Consider the following 19,308-nt stretch of genomic DNA (forward strand, 5'->3'; position numbering starts at 1 on the left):
CGTCACAGCAGGGCCGCGGCGAGCTGCCGGTACTCCGCAAGGGGCAGGCGGGCGTCCGGGGTGAGCACGTGCAGGGCCACGTGGTCCGCGCCGGCCTGGTGGTGTTCGTCGACCCGCTTGCGCACGGTCTCGGCGTCACCCCATGCGACCACCGCGTCCACCAGCCGGTCGCTGCCGCCGCCCGCGAAGTCCTCGTCGGTGAACCCGAGCCGGCGGAGATTGGTGGTGTAACCGCGTTTCGCCAGGTAGAAACCCAGTCCTTGGCGGGCCGTCGCGCGCGCGGTCGCCGGGTCCGCGGCCAGGACGACCTTCAGTTCCGTGGCGAGCAAGGGGCCCTCGCCGAGCGCGGTGCGGGGCGAGGTGGGTGTGCTCGGCGGTCGTGAGGAACGGATGCGCGCCGGCGCTGCGTTCCGCGGCGAGCGCGAGCATGCGCGGGCCGGTCGCGGCCAGCACGCGGCTTCCGGCGGGGACGCCGAGCGCGTCCAGTTCGTCGAAGTACGCGACCATCCGCCGGTACGGGGACAACGCCCACTGGCTCTCTTCGCGCGGGCCGTTGCCGAGGCCCAGCAGCAGCCGGCCCGGGTGCTGCTGGGTGAGTTCCCGGTGGCGCGCCGCGATCGCCGCCGCCGGGTGCACCCAGATGTTGGCGATGCCGGTCGCCACGGTGATCCGGGAGGTCGTGCCGAGCAGGGTGGCCGCCACGGCCATGATGGCGGGACCGTTGCCCAGCCAGACCGTGCCGAAGCCCGACGCGTCGAGTTCGGCCATCGTTCCGGGCAGCCGCGCGCCCTCCTGTTCGAAGAGCCGCAGCGGGCTCCAGAGGCCGATCCGTCCGAGGTCCACGGAAGCCGACCGTAGGCGTCCCGATCTTCCGTGTCCAAGGCCAATCCGCCGAAACCGGCCTGGTTGCCCGGCGCGCGCGTCGGGCAGAATCCGGGGATGGCGTACACCGTCCGGCCCCTCGGCAGCTCGACGTGGGCGGCGTTCGCGGAACTCGTCGAGCGCAACAACGGCGTGTTCGGCGGCTGCTGGTGCCTCGGGTTCCACCCGGAACGCGCGCAGCGGGGCCCGGTGCGCCGGACGATCAAGGAGGACCGCGTCCGGACCGGCGGCGCGCACGCCGCGCTGGTGTTCGGCGAGGACGGCCTCGCGCAGGGGTGGTGCCAGTACGGCAGCCCCGGGGAACTGCCCGGCATCAAGCACCGGCGCGCCTACGACAAGGCCGCGCCGCCCCGGCCGGACTGGCGGATCACCTGCTTCTTCGTCGACAAGAAGCACCGGGGCCGCGGGGTCGCCCGTGCGGCGCTGACCGGGGCGCTCGACCTGATCGCCCTGGGCGGCGGCGGGCTCGTCGAAGCCGTCTCCGAGGTGACCGCCGGCCGGGACGCGCCGGCGAGGTTCCTGTTCACCGCCACCGTGGAGCTGTTCGAGGAGGCCGGGTTCACCCGCGGCCGGCAGCTCGGCGCGCACGCGTGGATCGTGAGCCGGGTGGTCGGCTCGAAACGACGGGGGAGAGCATGACTTCCAGGCAGGACGGCGACACGTGGGACCTCGCGTCCAGCGTCGGCGCGACCGCGACGATGGCCGCGGCGGCGCGGGCGATGGCGGGCCGCTCGGATCCCGCGCGCATCGAAGACCGCTTCGCCGAGCCGCTCGTCCGGGCGGTCGGCGTCGACCTGCTCACCCGGCTGGCGAGCGGCGAAGCGACGCCCGGCGAGCTGGTCGAGCAGGTGTGGATCGACGTGGCCAAGGTGCGGACGCGGTTCTACGACGGGTTCTTCCGCGAGGCGGCCCTCCCGCAGGCCGTGATCCTGGGCGCGGGGCTGGATTCGCGCGCGTACCGGCTGCCGTGGCCCGCCGGGACCGTCGTGTACGAGATCGACCGGCCGGAGGTGCTCGAGTTCAAGACGCGCACCCTGGCCGGGCTGGGCGCCGAGCCGGCCGCCGACCGGCGGGTGGTGCCGGCCGACCTGCGCGAGGACTGGCCCGCCGCGCTGCGCGGCGCCGGCTTCGACCCGGCGCGGCCGGCCGCGTGGAGCGCCGAGGGCCTGCTGGGCTACCTGCCGCCGGACGCGCAGGACCGGCTGCTCGACACGATCACCGGGCTGAGCGCGCCGGGCAGCCGGATCGCCACCGAGAGCCGGCCGAACCCGCGCCCGGGCGAAGAGGAGAAGACGAAGGCGGGCCTGGACCGGATCTCCGGCCGCTGGCGCGAGCAGAGCTTCGACACCGACATGGCGAAGCTGCGCTATTTCGGTGAACGCAACGAAGCGGAGCCCTACCTGGCCGGCCTCGGCTGGACGCTGACCGGGAGCACGGTCCGTGACCTGCTCGCCGCGCACGGTCTCACGCCCCTGGTGGACGACGACCTGCGCATGGGCGACGTGCGGTACGTCAGCGGCGTCCTCTCCCCCTGAGGTCGCGCCCGGCTTGACAGCGGGGCCGCCCGTCTCGCACTATGCGAACAAGTGTTCGATAAGTGTTCTGGGTTCGCCCGGTGGGCGTCTCCGGTACGAGTACGTGGTGCTGGAGGTGAGCGGCGGTGGCGGTGCCGGAGGCGCTCTCGGCCATCCCCGGGGTCCGCACGGCGGCGCAGCTGCGTGCGCCGGAAGACGGTCAGCTGCTGACGGTGCTGCCCGAGCTGGCCCGCCTGCTCCCCGGCGGCGGGTTGCGGCGCGGCAGCACGGTCGCGGTGCGCGGGGCGACCTCGCTGGTACTGGCCCTCCTCGCGGAGGCGACCCGCACCGGCTCCTGGGCGGCGGTGACGGGTCTCCCGGAACTGGGCCTGGCCGCGGCGGCGGAACTCGGCGTCGACCTGGAGCGCGTCGCGCTGGTGCCGGACCCGGGAGCGGAGCTGGTGCCGGTGCTGTCGGCGTTGGTGGACGGGTTCGACCTGGTGGTCCTCGGCCCGGCTTCGGTGCCGCCGCAGACGGCCCGCCGGCTGGCGGGCCGGGTCCGCAACCGGGGGACGGTCCTGCTGACGGCGGGAGCGTGGCCGGGCGCGGACCTGGAGCTGAGGGTGTCGGGCCGCCGTTGGCACGGCCTGACCCAGGACGGCCACGGCCACCTGCGCGCCCGCGACGTGGTGGCGACGAGCCGCGGCCGAGGCGCGGCAACGCGGCCATTGTCGGTGGGGTTGCAGCTGCCGGGCCCGGAGGGCGCGCTCACCGGCGGCGGCGGGGTGCCGGGGCAGCGGCTGGCCGAGGTGGCCGGGTGAGCCCGACGGCATGCCGAGACAGCGCGGCGGGCCGGGTCGCGGGATGATCCCGCGAGTCCCGCCCCCGATCACGCGAGTTTCGTCTTTGGTCACGCTGGTTCCGCCCCGAATCACGCGAGTTCGGTTTTTCATCACGCTGGTCGCGCGGGTTCCGCCCCGAATCACGCTGGTTCCGGGCGTGAGCACGCGAATTTCGCCCCTGAGCACGCAGGTTCCGGGTTCGAGCGCCCGGGATCGGTCTCTGAGCACGCTGGTTCCGGTCTTGCCCATGAGCGCGGGGCCGGAGCTGATCGAGCGCGTTCCCGTGGGCCGCACGCTTCCCCGCCGGCGGCAGGCGCTGGTCGCCGGATGACCGATGCGCCACGGTTGCTCGTGCTGTGGTGCCCGGACTGGCCGGTCGTCGCCGCCGGGGCCGCTGCCGGGACTCCGCCCGCCGCTCCCGCCGCCGTTTTCTCCGCCAATCGCGTCGTCGCCTGCTCCGCTTCCGCGCGGCAGCACGGCGTCGGGCGGGGGATGCGGCGCCGGGACGCCCAGTCGCGGTGTCCCGGGCTCGTGGTGCACCAGCACGATCCCGATCGCGATGCCCGGCTGTTCGAACCCGTGGCCGCCGCCGTCGAGGCGCAGGCCGTCGGGGTCGAGGTCGTGCGGCCCGGGCTCGTCGCCGTGCCCGTCGACGGCGCCGCCGGCTACTTCGGCGGGGAGGCCGCCCTCGCCGAACTGCTCATCGACGAGGTCGCCGCGCACGCCGGGGTCGAATGCCAGGTCGGCGTCGCCGACGGGCTGTTCGCCGCCACCCTCGCCGCCCGTCGATCGGCGCTCGTCCCGCGGGGAAAAGCGAAGGACTTCCTCGCGCCGCTCTCGATCGCCGAGCTGAACCAGCCGGGTGACGACCGCGGGGAGCTCGTCGACCTGCTCAAGCGGCTGGGGCTGCGCACCCTCGGCGCGTTCGCGGCGCTGGCCGAACGCGACGTCGCCGGCCGCTTCCCGAAAGCCGCCGTCACCGCGCACCGCCTCGCTCGCGGCCTCTCCGAACGCCCGCCGCTGCGCCGCGCCCTGCCGCCGGACCTCGCCGTCACCGAAACCTTCGAAGAGCCGCTGAGAAGAATCGACGAAGCCGCCTTCGTCGCGAAGACCCTCGGCGAGCGCTTCTTCGCCGGCCTGGCGAACCACGGCCTCGCCTGCACGCGCTTGGCCATCGTCGCCGTCACCGAAGCCGGCGAAGAACGCGTGCGCGTCTGGCGCTGCGCCGAGCCCCTCACCGCCCGCTCGACGGCCGACCGCGTGCGGTGGCAGTGCGAAGGCTGGCTCACCGCGCGGGACCGGCCCACCGCCGGCCTCGTCCGGCTGCGCCTCGACCCCGAGGAGGTCGTCGGCGGCCAGGCGCTGCAGCTGCAGCTCGGCTCGGTCGGCCGGGACGCCGACGCCGCCGAACGCGCCGCCCGCGCCCTGGTCCGCATCCAGGGCCTGCTGGGCCCGGACGCGGTGGTCACCCCGCTGCTGGACGGCGGCCGCGGCCCGGCCGAACGCGTCCGGCTCATCCCGTGGGGCGAGCCCCGCCGCCCGCTCGCCGCGGACCGGCCGTGGCCCGGACGCCTGCCCGCGCCGTCCCCGACGGTCGTGCCGCCCCGCCCGGTGCCGGCCGAGGTGCTCGACGCGGTCGGCGACGTCGTCCGCTGCACGGAGCGCGGCGAACTCGGCTACCCGCCGTCGACGGTCGCCGTCGAAGGGGGGCCGCCACGCCGGGTCATCGGCTCGGCCGGCCCGTGGGTGGTGCACCCGGCCCTCCCCGGCCGCCGCGGCGAGCGTCCCGTCGCCCGCGTCCAGGTGGTGCTGGAAGGCGACACCGCCGCCGACGGAGACATCGCGCTGCTGCTCGTGGTCACCGTCGGCGACGCTCCACAGTGGACGGTGGAGGGCTGTTACGACTAGAGACCGGACGCCGCACGCCGTGGTGTCGTCGTGCGCCAGGACAAAAGCGGACGCGGTCGGCCGTCAAGCCGATGCCTCGCGCGCCCGCGCCCGGTACCGACCCGGCGCGTTGCCGTGGGCACGGCTGAAGGCCCTGCTGAACGCGGGAAGCGAGGTGTAACCGACCCCGGCGGCGACGCTTTCCACCGTGTCGTCGGTGTCGCGCAGCCGGACCGCGGCGAGGTCCATCCGCCACTGCGTCAGGTAGGCCCCGGGACTCTGCCCGATCGCCGCCGGGAACCTGCGGGCGAGCGTTGCGCGGGACACCGAGATCGCCGACGCCAGGGTGGTCGCGGTCCAGGGCCGGGACGGCTCACGGTGGATGTGTTCCAGCGCCTCCCGGACAACCGGATCGGCCAGCATGCCGAGCCACGTGCCGTGCTGCTCGGCGGGGCAGGTCGCCAGCCAGGCCCGCAGCACCTGGATCAGCAGGATGTCGGCGAGGCTGTTCAGCACCGCGGCCGTCGCCAGCTGCGGGTGGGCGAGTTCGCGGCCGAGCAGGCGCACCGCGTCGTCGAAACACGCCGCGCCGGCATCGGCGCGCACGTGAACCAGCGGCGGAAGCACGCGGAGCACCTGGGTGCACACCGCCGGGTCGTGGTCGTAGTGCATGGTCACCAGCCGGGTCCGCGCCGGCGCCGACCCGATCGTGACCGTCTCGCCGGACTCGCGGGCGCGAGCGGCGCCCTCCGCGTCGCAAGCCCGGGCCGTGGCATCGGGCGCGCTCGCGAGCGTGTGCACGGTCCCGGCCGCCAGCAACACGACATCGCCGGTGGTGAGCTCGCGTGGCTCCGCGCCGTCCACGAGCAGCCACGCGCTGCCGGACGTGATGGCGTGCATCGTCTCGCCGGGGCAGTCCTCCAGGCGGATCCCCCACGTGCCACCGGCCTCGATCCGGGTACCGATGGTGCCCCGGACACCGGAAACGGCGAGCACGTCAGCCAGTACGTCCATGACCTGCACGGTACGGACAACTCTCGCGGCGTGAGACAGACGGCTAACAATCTGACTCGATTAGCCATCGTTCGCCGCTTCGCCGGCCCATACGTTGGCGGTACGGCACAACTGCGAAGAGAGGGAACAATGCAATTGCGCGGAGCCACCGCACTCGTCACCGGGGCCAACCGGGACCTCGGCAGGCACTTCGCCGAGGAACTGCTGGAGCGGGGCGCGGCCAAGGTCTACGCCACGGCACGCCGGCCGGAACTGGTCGATCTTCCGGGCGTCGAGGTGCTGCCGCTGGACGTCACCGACCCCGCGTCGGTCGCGGCGGCCGCTGCCGTGGCCGGGGACGTCACCCTGCTGGTCAACAACGCCGGAGTCTCCTACGGGGTCAACCTCGTCGACGGGGAGCTGAGCAAGATCCGGGCCACCCTCGACGTCCACGTCTACGGCACCCTGGCGATGATCCGGGCGTTCGCGCCGGTGCTGGCCGGCAACGGCGGCGGCGCGATCCTCAACGTGCTGTCGAACCTGTCGTGGCTGAGCTACGACGGGAACAACGCCTACGCCGTCGCCAAGTCCGCGGAGTGGAGCCTGACGAACGGCGTCCGGCTCGAGCTGGCCGGTCAGGGCACGCTCGTCAGCGGCGTGGTCTTCGGCCCGACCGCGACCGAGACCATGCGCACGCACGCGAGCGACGCGGTGATGAACGATCCGGTGGACGTCGTCCGGACCGCGCTCGACGGGATCGAGGCTGGCACGACCGAGATCATCGCCGACCGGTTCGGCGCGGAGGCGAAGGCCGCGCTGTCCGGGCCGCCCCGCGGATTCGTCCTGGAGACGGTTCCCCACGGATAGCGGGTGGACCCGGGGCGCCGGCCGGCGGGCAACGTCCGTGACCTCATCGGACCCCGCTAGCGGGCGAGCTGGTTCCGGCCGCAGGCGGACGGCGGGGGCAGCGCGTTCTCCGGGAAATCGCGGGCCAGCGTGGTGCAGAGCCGGTGCGTGGCCTCGTCGATGTCGACCGGCCAGAGGGTGACGGTGCCGTCCGCGGCCGCGGTGGCGAGCACGTTCCCCCGGTGGCTCCACGCGCCGCCGGTGATGTCCGCCGTGGTCCCGGTCAGGGTGGCCCAGCGTTCCCAGCCGCTGACCTGCCAGATGACGAGCTTGCTGCCGCTGCCGGTGGCGAGGTACCGGCCGTCCGGGCTGAAGGTGAGCAGGTCCGCGGCGGTGGGGAGGTCGGTGAGGTGCCGGTTCCCCACGACGTCCCGGATCTCGACCGTCGTGTTGCCGTGGGCGATCGCCAGCAGGCTCCCGTTCGGGCTGTAGGCGAGCGCGCTCAGCGGTTCGGGGCCGCGCGGTACCTGTGCGACGGGTACGCCGGTCGTGGCATCCCAGATCAGGAGGGTGGTTTCGCCGGCGACGGCGACGTGGCGCTCGTCGGGGCTGTAGGCAAGGCGCATGACCGGGAGCGGTAGGTCGACGACGGTTTTTCGGCCGGCGACGTCCCAAAAGACCGTGTGGAGACCGTCCGCAAAGGAGGTGGTGACCAGGCGAGTGCCGCCGGGGCTCAACGCCACCGCGACGGCGAGTTGGTTGCCGGGCGCCGGCCGGACGATCGGTGGGGCGCCACCCGCGAGGTCGTGGATCGCCAGGCCGCGCGCGTCGAGCACGGCCAGCCGGGATCCGTCGCGGGTGAACGCGTAGCTGCCGTGGTCCGGGGGCGGGTTCGTCAGCAGGTCGTCGTGGGAACCGTCGGTCAGCCGCCACCTCTGCACCTGGGCGACGGCGGAGGCGGTCGGGGCGGCGGCGACCAACAGGCGCCGGTCGTCGCCGGCGAAGGCGACGGCCTGCCGGGGCCCGCCGGTGAGGAACGGGAGCTTCGCGAGCTCCCAGATCCGGCTGCCGGCCCGGCCCTGGGCGACCACGGTGCCCGCGGCCGCCCACACCCGGTCCGTACCTTCCTCGCTGAGCAGCGTGGGCTGCTGCGAGTCCACGTCCCAGAGCGTGATCCGGCGGTCGAAGCCGGCGACCAGCAGCGTCCGGCGGTCCAGGAAGCCCAGGCTGCCCACCGCTCCGGTGTTCGGCAGCCGGGCGACGAGCTGCTGCGTCGTGGCGTCCCAGATCTTGACCTGGCTCTCCCCGTCGGGGATCGCGAACCGCGTCCCGGCCGGGTCGACGGCGAGCGGGCGGCCGCCGACCGAACTGCCGGAAAACTGCGCCCGCGGCGTGCCGGTGGCCGCGTCCCGCAGCACCGCGCGGTCGTACCCGGTCGTCGTGAGCAGGCCTCGGCCGTCCGGGGTGTAGGCCAGGGCTGCGGCGCTTTCGGCACCGCTGTCCGCGGGGGTACGGCTGACGAGGCCGAGTGTCCTGGCGTCCCAAAAGGACAGCGCCTGGTGGGTGTCGACGGCGGCGATCCGCGTGCCGTCCGCGCTGAAGGCCACCTCGCTCAGCGCTGTCGGCCCGGTCTCGACGTCGAGGAGAAGCTTGCCGGTGTGCAGGTCCCACAGGACGAGGACACCCGGTTGCACCGTGACGAGCCGGCCACGGTCGTGGTCGAACGCCGCTTTCGTCGTGTAGTTCTGCAGGGATTCCTTCCCCTTCGGGGCCTTCAGCACGGTGACACGCTCCCGGCGGGGGATGTCCCAGACGGCGATGCCGTCGCTCTCCTGCGACGCGAGGCGAGCCCCGTCCGCCGACAGCGCCAGCGGGGTCCGGGCCGGCAGCAGGCCGTGGCTCGCCGGGCGCCCGGCGGCGCTGAGCAGGCTGCTGCGGGCCTCCGCGGTCTCGGCGGCCGCCACCGATTCGAGGCCCAGCCGGATGGCTCGGCCGCTGTCCTGGCCGGCGATGGCGTCCGCCTGGGCGGCGAACTGGCGGGAGAGGGCGAGCTGCTGCTGTTCGGTGGCGGTCTGCCGGCTGCGCCAGGCGGCCCACGCCAGGACGAGCGTGACCGCCAGCGCCAGAGCGAGCCCGGCGGCGAGCCAGCGCAGCTGGTGGGTCCGGCGCCCGGCCCGGCGTTGCGCGGCGCGCTCGGCGTCGATGCTGGCCTGCAGGAACTCCCGTTCCCGCTGCGACATGCCTGCCTGGCGGGTGGCGGCCCATTCCCTGGCCACCGCCAGCCGCGTGCCGCGGGCCAGCGCGTCCGGTTCCCGGTTCGTCTCCTCCCAGGTGGTGGCGGCCTCGGTGAGCTGCCGGTGGACGCGCAGGCCGTCGCGGTTCCCGGCCAGCCACGCGCTCAGCCGGGGCCACGCGTCGATCAGGGCTTCGTGGGTGAGTTCGACGGCGCCGTCGTCCAGGGTGATCAGCCGGGACCTCGCCAGCCGGTCGAGGACGGCCTCGACGCGGGGGTCGTCGCGGTCGAGCTCGTCGCGGCGCACCCGGCGCTTGGTGGCGCCGGTGTCCTGGCCGGGGTCGATCAGGCGCAGGAACAGCTGCTGCGCGACCACCTGTTCGGCGCCGTCGAGGGAGGAGTACTCGGCTTCGGCGGTCTGGGCCAGCGCGCCCCGGATACCGCCGGTGGCGTGGTAGCCCGACAGCGCCAGCGTGGTTCCGCGGCGCCGGCGCCAGGTTTCCCGCAGCGCGTGGGACAGCAGCGGCAGCACCCCGGGTTCGGCGTGTGCCACGGCGACCAGCTCGGTCACCAGGGCGCCTTCGACGCTGAGCCCGGCCCGGGTGGCGGGCTTGACGATGGCGTCCCGCAGCTCGGTGGCCGTCATCGGGCCGAGCAGCAGCTGCGCTTCGGCGACGGCGTCGGCCAGCCCGCGGTGTTCGGCGCAGCGGGGGTAGAAGTCGGCGCGGACGCCGATGACGACCTCCGCGGCACCGGCGGCGGCGAGCAGGGCGTCGAGGAAGGCGGTGCGTTCGGCCGGCTCGGTGCACAGGGTGAACAGTTCCTCGAACTGGTCGACCACGACGGTCGCGCCGTCGGGCCCGGCCTGGCGCAGCAGCAGCCGCAGGGTTTCCGGTTCCGCCGTCAGCTCGTCGAGGACCTGGGCCGCCGTGGTCCCGAGCAGCGGGGCGAGCTGCAGCGCGCATTCTTCGAACGGATGCGGACCGGGATCGAACAACACCACCGCCGAATCCGCGCGGCGTGGGACGAAACCGGCTCGCAACAGCGACGACTTACCGGCGCCCGAAGGCCCGAACACCGCGAGAAAGCGATGCCGGGCGAGTTTGCCGTCCAGTTCGTCGAGCACCCGCTCGCGGCCGAAGAACCGGTAGGCGTCTTCGACCCGGAACGCCCCCAGCCCGACGTATGGTGCGTCGTCCGCCGATTCCCGTTCGCCGGGCTCGCTTTCTCCGGCGGCCAGCTCCGCGGCGAGGGCGTGCCAGGCTTTCTCCCATTCCGCTGCGTCGCCGTCGCAGGCGCGGACGTACGCGAGTGTCACCGCCAGTGTCGGCAGCCGGCGGCCGCCCGCCGCGTCGGACAGCGTGCCCGCCGCATAGTGCGCACGTTGGGCCAATTCCCGGTACGTCGGACTGCCCGCCTTTTGCCGCAGATCACGCAGACCCCGCGCGAACTGCGACAACGCGTCCCCGTCCGGATCCAGCGGACGCTCCCGCCTCGGCATGCACCGCCCCCTCCCGCCCACCGCCCATTGTTCGGGCAATGGTGTTCGGAGTCCAGGGACCGACACAGAACAACCGCACCGGGCTAGACATGGTTACGGCGATGCCACCCAGGGTGAGCGGGGCGAAGTCGCCGAGCGCGGCGCGAGGGGAGGAGCGACGCGGTGGGGGGAGGACCGGCCGGGGCGATCGTCAGGGGATCGCCCCGGCCGGGGAACCAGCGGCACGCCGAACCGACATCCGGAGGACAAGACGTCGAAATTCGGGGCAGATCCGCGCCGCGGCGGAAAGCGTTCCGGCATTCTTCTGCCCGGCCGATGACCGGTGACCGGCTGCGTAGCTGAACCCCCAGAGCAGCGGCAGCCGGTCACCGCCTCCGGTCGGCTGTCTTGGAACCCTTGCGCGGGGGAAACCTGATCGCGCAGGGAACTTCGAGTACTACGCGGCGGCGCGCGGGCGCCGTCCGGCCGCGCCGCTGTGACCGAGCCGACTTCGATCAGTCCACAGTTGACACCGGCCGGCCTCCCGCCGCAGGATCGGACCACAGTATTCGTCCATGTGTTCGAACAGTAGTCGCTGGCTTCCCCACAGCGAAAGCGGTGGGAGCCGGCTTTGGCGTTCAACAACCCGAACGTGCCGTGGTCCGAAGTGGAGCGGATCGCCTCCGGGCGGCCACCCGTTCCCGGGGACGGCAACGACGCCCCGGCGTGGTCGCGCAAGCGCGAAGGCTACGCCGGGGCGCCCGCGGACCTGCGGAACCGGCGCGGCCGGGATGACGGCGGCGACCGGATCCGGGCGCCCTACGCCGAGCTGCACGTCCACTCCAACTTCAGCTTCCTCGACGGCGCGAGCCACCCCGAGACCCTCGTCGAGGAGGCCGCGCGGCTCGAGCTCGACGCACTCGTCCTCACCGACCACGACGGCATGTACGGCGCCGTGCGGTTCAACGACGCCGCGCGGGAGCTGGGGGTGCGGGTCGGGTTCGGGGCCGAACTGTCGCTCGGGCTGCCCGGGCCGCAGGCCGGTGCGCCCGACCCGGCCGGGTCGCACCTGCTCGTGCTCGCCCGGCAGCAGACCGGTTACCACCGGCTGTGCCGCGTCATCTCCCGCGCCCAGCTCGCCGGCGGCGAGAAGGGCCGGCCGGTCTACGACTTCGACGAGCTCGCCGACGAGCTGGCCGGGCACGTCGTCGTGCTCACCGGCTGCCGCAAGGGGGCCGTCCGGCAGGCGCTCGCGCACTCCGGCCCGGCCGCCGCGCGGGCCGAGCTGGCCCGGCTCGTGGACCGGTTCGGGCGGTCACACGTCGCCGTCGAGCTGATCGACCACCGGCTGCCGCGGGACGACGCCGCCAACGACCTCCTCGACGGGCTGGCCAAGGAACTGCGGCTGCCGACCGTCGTGTCCAACAACGTGCACTACGCCCGCCCGGAAGACGCCGTCGTGGCGGACGCGGTCGCCGCCGTCCGGGCGCGGCGGTCGGCCGAAGACCTCGAAGGGTGGCGGCCGCCGTCGGGGCAGGCGTTCCTGCGGTCGGGGATGGAGCAGCGGCGCCGCTTCGAGCGCCGCTACCCCGGCGCCGTCGGCCGGGCCGCCGTCCTGGGCGTGGAAGTGGCGTTCGACCTGCAGCTGGTCGCGCCGGACCTGCCGCCGTTCCCGGTCCCGGCCGGGCACGACGAGATGTCGTTCCTGACCGAGCTGACCCGGCAGGGCGCCCGGAAGCGCTACGGCACGCGGGAGGAGAACCCGAAGGCCTACGCCCAGCTCGACCACGAGCTCGCCGTCATCGGCAAGCTCGGCTTCCCCGGCTACTTCCTCGTCGTCTGGGACATCGTCCGGTTCTGCCGGGAAGCGGACATCCTGTGCCAGGGCCGCGGGTCGGCCGCGAACTCCGCGGTCTGCTACGCGCTGGAGATCTGCCACGCCGACCCGGTCAAGTGGAACCTGCTGTTCGAGCGGTTCCTCGCGCCGGAGCGGGACGGGCCGCCGGACATCGACGTCGACATCGAGTCCGGGCGCCGCGAGGAGGCCATCCAGTACGTCTACGAAAAGCACGGCCGCTTCCACGCGGCGCAGGTCGCCAACGTCATCACCTACCGGGCGCCGTCGGCGATCCGCGACGCCGCGAAGGCGCTCGGCCACAGTCCGGGACAGCAGGACGCCTACGGCAAGCTCGTGGACCGCTGGGGCGGGGTCGCCGCCACGAAGCAGCAGGCCGCCGGGGCGATCCCGGACGACGTCCTCGACCTGGCCGCGCGGCTCGAGGACTTCCCGCGCCACCTCGGCATCCACTCCGGCGGCATGGTGCTTTCGAAGCAGCCGGTGTCCGAAGTGGTCCCGGTCGAGTGGGCGACCATGAAGGACCGCAGCGTCCTGCAGTGGGACAAGGACGACTGCGCCACCGTCGGGCTGGTCAAGTTCGACCTGCTCGGCCTCGGCATGCTTTCGGCGCTGCACCACATGATCGACCTCGTCGCCGAACACCACGGATCCACAGTGGACATCGGCAAGCTCGATCTGGCCGACCCGGCGGTGTACGACATGCTCTGCGAAGCCGACGCCGTCGGCGTGTTCCAAGTGGAATCCCGCGCTCAGCTGGCCACGCTGCCGCGGCTGCGGCCCCGGGAGTTCTACGACCTCGTCGTCGAAGTCGCGCTGATCCGGCCGGGCCCGATCCAGGGCGGCTCGGTGCACCCCTACATCCGGCGCCGCCGTGGTGACGAGGAGTGGGAACACGCGCACCCGCTGCTGGCCGCGTCACTGGACCGCACCCTCGGCGTGCCGCTGTTCCAGGAGCAGGTGATGCAGATGGCGGTCGACGTCGCGAGCTTCACCCCGGCCGAGGCCGACCAGCTGCGCCGCGCCATGGGCGCCAAGCGCTCCAGCGCCAAGATGAAGGCGCTGATGGCGCGGTTCTTCCGCGGCTGCGAAGCCAACGGCCTCGACCGCGAGCTGGCCACCCGGATCTTCGAGCAGATCCACGCCTTCTCCGGCTACGGCTTCCCCGAAGCGCACTCGATGTCCTTCGCGCTGCTCGTGTACGCGTCCGCGTGGTTCAAGCGTTACTACCCGGCCGCGTTCTGCGCCGGGCTGCTGCGCGCCCAGCCGATGGGCTTCTACAGCCCGCAGTCCCTGGTCGCCGACGCCCGGCGGCACGGCGTGCGCGTCCGCGAACCCGACATCAACACCAGCCTCGCCGGCGCCACCCTCGAACCGGACGCCGGCAGCACCGGCGGCGTCGCGCTCCGGCTCGGCCTCGCCGCGGTCCGCCACTTGGGCGACGACGTCGCCGACCTGATCGTGGCCGACCGGGATGCGCACGGTCCGTACACGAGCATCGGCGACCTGACCCGCCGGGTGCAGCTGAAGAAGAACGCCGCGGAGGCGCTGGCCACGGCCGGGGCGTTCAGCGGCTTCGGCGGCGACCGGCGCCAGGACCTGTGGGCGGCCGGCGCGGCGGCGGCGACCCGGCCCGGTCACCTGCCCGGCCTCGCCCCGGGCCTCGACGCACCGGCCTTGCCGGGGATGACGCGCCTGGAGGTGACGGCGGCGGACCTGTGGGCGACGGGTGTGTCCCCGGACAGCCACCCGGTGGAGTACCTGCGTGAACTCCTGGCCGAGCGCGGGGCGATCACGGTCGCCGAGCTCATGCGGACCGCGGACGGGACGCGCGTGTGGGTCGGCGGCGCGGTCACCCACCGCCAGCGCCCCGCGACCGCGGGCGGGATCACCTTCCTCAACCTCGAAGACGAGACCGGGATGGCCAACGTCCTCGTCTCGCCCGGGCTCTGGCAGCGGCAGCGGCTCGTCGCCCGCACGAGCGCGGCGCTGCTGATCCGCGGGCTGGTCCAAGCGGGCGAAGGTGTGGTCACGCTGGTGGCCGACCGCGTCGAAAACCTCGATCTTTCGATGCGGACCGGGCCCTCGCGCGACTTCCGTTGACTTCGGGCGCCTCCGGCGCAAGTGCAGGATCTCACTGCCGTGTCGTGATCGTGGCCGAATCGGCAGGTTGCGCTTGCGGCCGGGAGGATTCCCCGGGCGTGGACTTCGCCAGCCACAAGCCGGTGAACGCGGCGCCGGCCACGGTGACGACGCCGGCCGCGACGAAGGCACTGTCAAGGCCGGCCTCGAAGGACGCGCCACCGGATTCCCGGCTGCGGACGATCGCTCCGAGCACGGCCACGCCGAGCACCGCGCCGATCTGCCGGGTGGTGCTGCTGATGCCCGAGGCGAGCCCTCCCTCCTGCGTGCTGACCGCTTGGATGGCGGCGCTGGTCAGCGGGGACATGGTCAGTGCGAAACCGATCCCGACGACGGCCAGCCGCCACCACACGTTCCCGTAGGCGGTGTCGGCGTGCGCGAAGCCCAGCGCCAGCAGCCCCAGCCCGGCCAGCGCCAGCCCGACGGTGACCACGATCCGGACGCCGTACTTGGCGGCGAGCCGGCCCGCATACGGGCTGACGACGACCATGGCGAGGGAGGCGGGCAGAGTCTGCAGCCCAGCGCGCAGGATCGAACTTCCCTGGACGTACACGAAGAACTGGGAGAAGAAGAACGCCGAGCCCATCAGGCCGAATCCCACCACGACCATGGCCGTGTTGGACACCGTGAACAGCCGCTGCCGGAACAGCCGCAGCGGCAGCATCGGTGCCGATCGACGTGCTTCGACGGCGACGAAGGCGGCGAGCAGCACCGCCGCGGCGACGAAGCTGCCCAGGATCACCGGCGAGGTCCAGCCGAGGGAACCGCCTTCGATCAGCCCGTAGGTCAGCGCGCCCACGCTCAGGACGGACAGCACCGTCCCGGGTGTGTCGATAGCCGGTGCGCTCGGATTGCGGGACTCGATCAGGATGCGCAGACCGGCCAGCAGCAGAACCGCGCCGATGGGCGCATTGACGAGGAAGATGGCCGGCCAGCCGAAGGCATCCACCAGCAGGCCACCGGCCAACGGTCCGGCGGCCAGTCCGATCCCGCTGAATCCGGCCCACAGGCCGATCGCCTTGACTCGTTCCTGTGGAACGGGATGCGCGGCAGCGAGCAGAGCCAGCGAGGCAGGGCTCAGCGCGGCGGCACCGATGCCCTGCGCCACCCGTCCGGTGATCAGCCAGCCGATCGAAGGGGCGACGGAGCACAGCACGGACGCGACGGTGAACACCGCGACCCCGGCCAGGAACACCCGTTTGCGGCCGAACCGGTCGGCGAAGACGCCGCCGGACAGCAACAGCATGGCGACCAGCAGCACGTAGGCATCGACGATCCATTGCAGACCAGTCAGCTGGGTGTGTAACCGCAGCTGCATATCGGGCAATGCCGCACTGACGATCGTACTGTCGAGCAGCACCATGAACTGACCGAGGCAGGTCACTGTCAGCAATGCCGCCCGGCTCGATCGAACACCTCCTGCCACGGGCGATCCAGCCTTCGTCGCGCTGTCGTGTGCGGCCAACGACTTTCCTCCTCGATCGCGATGGGGCGCTCTCGCCCCGCTCGATAGTTCGACTATACCGAACTATCGAATGATGAGGTATCGTCGAGGCATGCGGCCAGTACCCCAGCCCGCGCGCGAGTCGCTGACGCTCGCGCCGGTGTTGCATGCGCTAGGTGACCCCACACGCTTGGAGTTGGTGCTGCGAGCCTGGGCCAGTCCCGAGTCGACTTGTTCCGCTCTTGCCGAGGGTTTGGAAGTGCCGCCGTCGACGCTGACCAACCACTGGCGCATCCTGCGCGAGGCCGGACTGATCAGCATGACCGTCGACGGCAGGCACCGGCGGATTCGACTACGGGCCGACGATCTACGCGACCGCTTCCCGGACCTGCTTGATCCGATCCTCCGCCTCGCCGCGGCCGAGCCACCGGACAGCGGTCAGGTGTGAGGTCGTTCCTCGATGTCCGGGACGGTTCTCGCCGGTCCGCCGGACGACATTGTGATCGCTGCCCTCGTAGGAATGGCTCATGTCGATCGTGACGCTGAGGCCGACGCCGGCCAGTCCTCGCCAGGCCGGCAGCCGCATCGGCCGTGGGTCGCTCAACGCGTCGTGCAGGTAGTGCGCCAGGCTCTCGGCCGGCGACAGGCCGGGTTCGGCGAACCCGTCACGGCGGTGCAGCCAGGCCTGCTGCACCGCCGCATCGAGCAACGCCGCCCGGGTGCGCTCGGCGTCGACCACCCGCTCCTGCGGCCCGGGGGAACGCCGTCGAGCGGGACCGGACCTGTCGCGCGCACCGAGTACGGCGGACGTCACGGGAAGCGGATCCGCCGCCAAGATCGGTCGCGCGCGGCAGATGAGCCCGGGGCGAGTTTCGAACGAGTCGATCGAGGGTTCCGGCGCCGGTGCGCGTGCCGTTGATGCAGGCCGGCCCCTTGTCGGCTTCCGTTGACTTCGGGCCCCCTCGGTGGTTCGCTCCTGAGAGCGCTCCCAGTCATCCGTTCGTGCCCGACGAAGTGAGGATGGACCTTCATGACAGCTCGACGTCTGCGCTGGGCAGCGTGGCCGGTGCTCGCCGTGCTCGCCGCGGTCATCCCGGCGGCCGGTACCGCCGGGGCGGCGACGGCGCCCACGGCGACGGTCACCGTCAACGCCCGAGCCGGGCTGGCGACCATGCCGGACACCGGGATCGGCATCAACCACGCGGTCTGGGACAGCCAGCTGGGGACCGCCGAGGTGGCCGATCTCTTCGGCGCCGCCGGTGTCCGCACCATGCGCTACCCCGGTGGTTCCTACGGCGACATCTACCACTGGAAGGACAACACCGCGCCGGGCGGGTACGTGGCGCCGAACACCGATTTCGACACCTTCATGGGCGGCGTCCGGAGAGCCGGGGCCCAGCCGATCATCATCGCCAACTACGGCACCGGTACGCCGGAGGAAGCCGCGGACTGGGTGCGGTACGCCAACGTCACCAAGGGATACGGCGTCAAGTACTGGGAAATCGGCAACGAGCTGTACGGGAACGGGCACTACGGGGCGAACTGGGAAGCGGACAACCACGCGGACAAGAGCCCGGCGGCCTACGCCAACGGCGTCGTCGCCTACGCCGACGCGATGAAGGCCGTCGACCCGGGCGTCAAGATCGGTGCCGTGCTGACCACGCCGGCGAACTGGCCGGACGCCATCGTCGGCTCCGGCGACACCGCGAGCTGGAACCAGACCGTGCTGTCGATCGCGGGCCCGCACATCGACTTCGTCATCCTGCACTGGTACCCCACCGGCTCGACGGCGGCGGAAGCCCTCGCCAAACCGGAGCAGATCGACGACATGATCTACCTGACGCGCGAGCAGATCGCCCGGTACGCGGGCCCGGACGCCGGCCGGATCGGCATCTCGATGACCGAAACCAACACGCCGGTCGGCATGAACACCCAGCCCGGCGCGCTGTTCGCCGCCGACACCTACAGCTCGCTGCTGGCGAACGGCGTGTTCACGATCGACTGGTGGGACACGCACAACGGGCCGACAAAACTGTCCACTGTGGCCGGTTATCCGGACTACGGCGACGGCGGCATCCTCTCCAGCGGCACGTGCCTGGAAGGCGGCGCCTGCGAACCGCCGCTCAACACGCCGTTCGCGCCCTACTACGGCCTGAAGATGCTGAGCACCTTCGCCCACCCCGGCGACCAGTTCGTCCGCGCCGCGGCGGACGACCCGCTCGTCGGCGCGCATGCCGTCCGGCGGCCGAACGGCGACCTCGCCGTGCTGCTGCTCAACAGGGACGCCGACCAGGCCAGGACGGTGACGCTGGACTACGCGGGCTACACACCGGCGGCGGGCGCACCGCAGGTGTTCACCTTCACCAACGGCGCAACGGCCGTTTCGGAATCGGCGTCCGGGACGAGCACGTCCCAGACGCTGCCGCCGTATTCGCTCACCACGTTGGTGCTGCACCCGGCGGCCACCGCGTCCGGCGCGCCCGGAAGCCCCGGCCGCCCGACCGGGACGGCGACCGACCGCACCGCGACGATCAGCTGGCCCGCGGCCGCGCCCGGCGCCCACCCGATCGCGAAGTACGAGGTCCACCGCCAGCTGGGTGCGGTGAGCGAGCAGTGGGGCGAGACCACGGGAACGTCGTTCGACGTCGGCAACCTGGTGCCGGGCACCCGCTACACGGTCAACGTGCTGGCGCGGGACACGGCGGGCAACGTGTCCGCGGCCTCCCCACCGCTGACGTTCACCACCGGCGCACCGGCGGCGAGCAGCTGCACGGTCCGGATGACCGACGTGACCGACTGGGCGAGCGGCTTCGTCGGCGGCATCCATGTAGCGGGCACCGGCGTGACGGGGGACTGGACGCTGACATTCAGCTGGCCGACGGCGCGCCAGAAGCTCACCGGCGGCTGGAACGGCACCTGGGCCCAGAACGGCACAACGGTCACGGTGTCGTCGTCGGCCCCGCCGGCCGCGGGGGTGGACGTCGGCTTCACGGCGGACTACGGCGGGCCGAACATCTTCCCGACGGCGTTCAGGTTGAACGGCGTCCTCTGCGCGGCGGGCTGAACTGTGTGATCACGTGGCTCGGTTGGTGCGGGCCGACCAAACCCGGCGGCCGGGAACCGACCGCCGACTGAAAATCCCACCGGAGGGGACCACGGCAAAAAGACAAAAGAATGTCCTCGCCGGACG

13 protein-coding genes and 1 pseudogene are annotated in these 19,308 nt (G+C 72.8%); 8 read left to right on the top strand and 6 right to left on the bottom strand.

Going from position 1 to position 19,308, the window contains the following annotated elements; translation table 11 throughout:
* Positions 1–2: 2 nt before the first annotated feature.
* Together ACWED2_RS21645 and ACWED2_RS21650 are read right to left on the bottom strand one after the other, a co-directional pair.
* Positions 3–329 (bottom strand): hypothetical protein, encoded by a 327-nt coding sequence (locus ACWED2_RS21645; RefSeq protein ID WP_449692421.1) that lies wholly within the window; start codon positions 327–329, stop codon positions 3–5.
* A 262-nt stretch (positions 330–591) separates the two neighbouring features.
* A pseudogene (locus tag ACWED2_RS21650) lies at positions 592–768 on the bottom strand (LLM class F420-dependent oxidoreductase); the annotation flags it as partial.
* A 171-nt stretch (positions 769–939) separates the two neighbouring features.
* Between ACWED2_RS21650 and ACWED2_RS21655 the strand changes: the two are divergent.
* From ACWED2_RS21655 to ACWED2_RS21670, 4 genes are all read left to right on the top strand, one after another.
* Positions 940–1,521 (top strand): GNAT family N-acetyltransferase, encoded by a 582-nt coding sequence (locus ACWED2_RS21655; RefSeq protein WP_449692274.1) that lies wholly within the window; start codon positions 940–942, stop codon positions 1,519–1,521.
* Positions 1,518–2,417 carry an SAM-dependent methyltransferase gene (locus tag ACWED2_RS21660; RefSeq protein WP_449692275.1) on the top strand — a complete coding sequence of 300 codons (900 nt, stop codon included), beginning with the start codon at positions 1,518–1,520 and terminating at the stop codon, positions 2,415–2,417. Before ACWED2_RS21655 ends, ACWED2_RS21660 begins: the two co-directional genes overlap by 4 nt.
* A gap of 125 nt (positions 2,418–2,542) precedes the next feature.
* Positions 2,543–3,217: a hypothetical protein gene (locus tag ACWED2_RS21665; RefSeq protein ID WP_449692276.1), complete on the top strand. Its 675-nt coding sequence runs from the start codon at positions 2,543–2,545 to the stop codon at positions 3,215–3,217.
* 348 nt (positions 3,218–3,565) lie between these two features.
* Positions 3,566–5,146 (top strand): DNA polymerase Y family protein, encoded by a 1,581-nt coding sequence (locus tag ACWED2_RS21670; protein ID WP_449692277.1) that lies wholly within the window; start codon positions 3,566–3,568, stop codon positions 5,144–5,146.
* Between the two features lie 63 nt (positions 5,147–5,209).
* Here the strand turns inward: ACWED2_RS21670 and ACWED2_RS21675 are convergent, their stop codons facing one another.
* Positions 5,210–6,139 (bottom strand): AraC family transcriptional regulator, encoded by a 930-nt coding sequence (locus ACWED2_RS21675; RefSeq protein ID WP_449692278.1) that lies wholly within the window; start codon positions 6,137–6,139, stop codon positions 5,210–5,212.
* 129 nt (positions 6,140–6,268) lie between these two features.
* On the opposite strand from ACWED2_RS21675, the gene ACWED2_RS21680 reads away from it, so the two are divergent.
* The gene (locus tag ACWED2_RS21680) at positions 6,269–6,985 is read left to right on the top strand and encodes an SDR family oxidoreductase (RefSeq protein WP_449692279.1); all 717 of its coding nucleotides are present in this window, start codon (positions 6,269–6,271) and stop codon (positions 6,983–6,985) included.
* 56 nt (positions 6,986–7,041) lie between these two features.
* On the opposite strand, the gene ACWED2_RS21685 is transcribed toward ACWED2_RS21680, so the two are convergent.
* Positions 7,042–10,698, bottom strand: coding sequence for an nSTAND1 domain-containing NTPase (locus tag ACWED2_RS21685; RefSeq protein ID WP_449692280.1), 3,657 nt, complete (start codon positions 10,696–10,698; stop codon positions 7,042–7,044).
* A gap of 610 nt (positions 10,699–11,308) precedes the next feature.
* Between ACWED2_RS21685 and ACWED2_RS21690 the strand changes: the two genes are divergently transcribed.
* Positions 11,309–14,635, top strand: coding sequence for an error-prone DNA polymerase (locus tag ACWED2_RS21690; RefSeq protein WP_449692281.1), 3,327 nt, complete (start codon positions 11,309–11,311; stop codon positions 14,633–14,635).
* A gap of 31 nt (positions 14,636–14,666) precedes the next feature.
* Here ACWED2_RS21690 and ACWED2_RS21695 read toward each other — a convergent pair whose 3' ends face one another.
* Positions 14,667–16,139, bottom strand: a complete 1,473-nt coding sequence (locus ACWED2_RS21695; RefSeq protein WP_449692282.1) for an MFS transporter — start codon at positions 16,137–16,139, stop codon at positions 14,667–14,669.
* A 91-nt stretch (positions 16,140–16,230) separates the two neighbouring features.
* Here ACWED2_RS21695 and ACWED2_RS21700 point away from each other — a divergent pair, with 91 nt between their 5' ends.
* Positions 16,231–16,566, top strand: a complete 336-nt coding sequence (locus tag ACWED2_RS21700; protein WP_449692283.1) for an ArsR/SmtB family transcription factor — start codon at positions 16,231–16,233, stop codon at positions 16,564–16,566.
* Here the strand turns inward: ACWED2_RS21700 and ACWED2_RS21705 are convergent.
* On the bottom strand, positions 16,486–16,932 hold the full coding sequence (locus tag ACWED2_RS21705; RefSeq protein WP_449692284.1) for a hypothetical protein: 447 nt from the start codon (positions 16,930–16,932) through the stop codon (positions 16,486–16,488). The genes ACWED2_RS21700 and ACWED2_RS21705 overlap by 81 nt on opposite strands.
* A 216-nt stretch (positions 16,933–17,148) precedes the next feature.
* Here ACWED2_RS21705 and ACWED2_RS21710 point away from each other — a divergent pair, with 216 nt between their 5' ends.
* The gene (locus ACWED2_RS21710; protein WP_449692285.1) at positions 17,149–19,182 is read left to right on the top strand and encodes a cellulose binding domain-containing protein; all 2,034 of its coding nucleotides are present in this window, start codon (positions 17,149–17,151) and stop codon (positions 19,180–19,182) included.
* Positions 19,183–19,308: the final 126 nt, after the last annotated feature.

This window comes from Amycolatopsis sp. NPDC005003 (assembly GCF_053600695.1).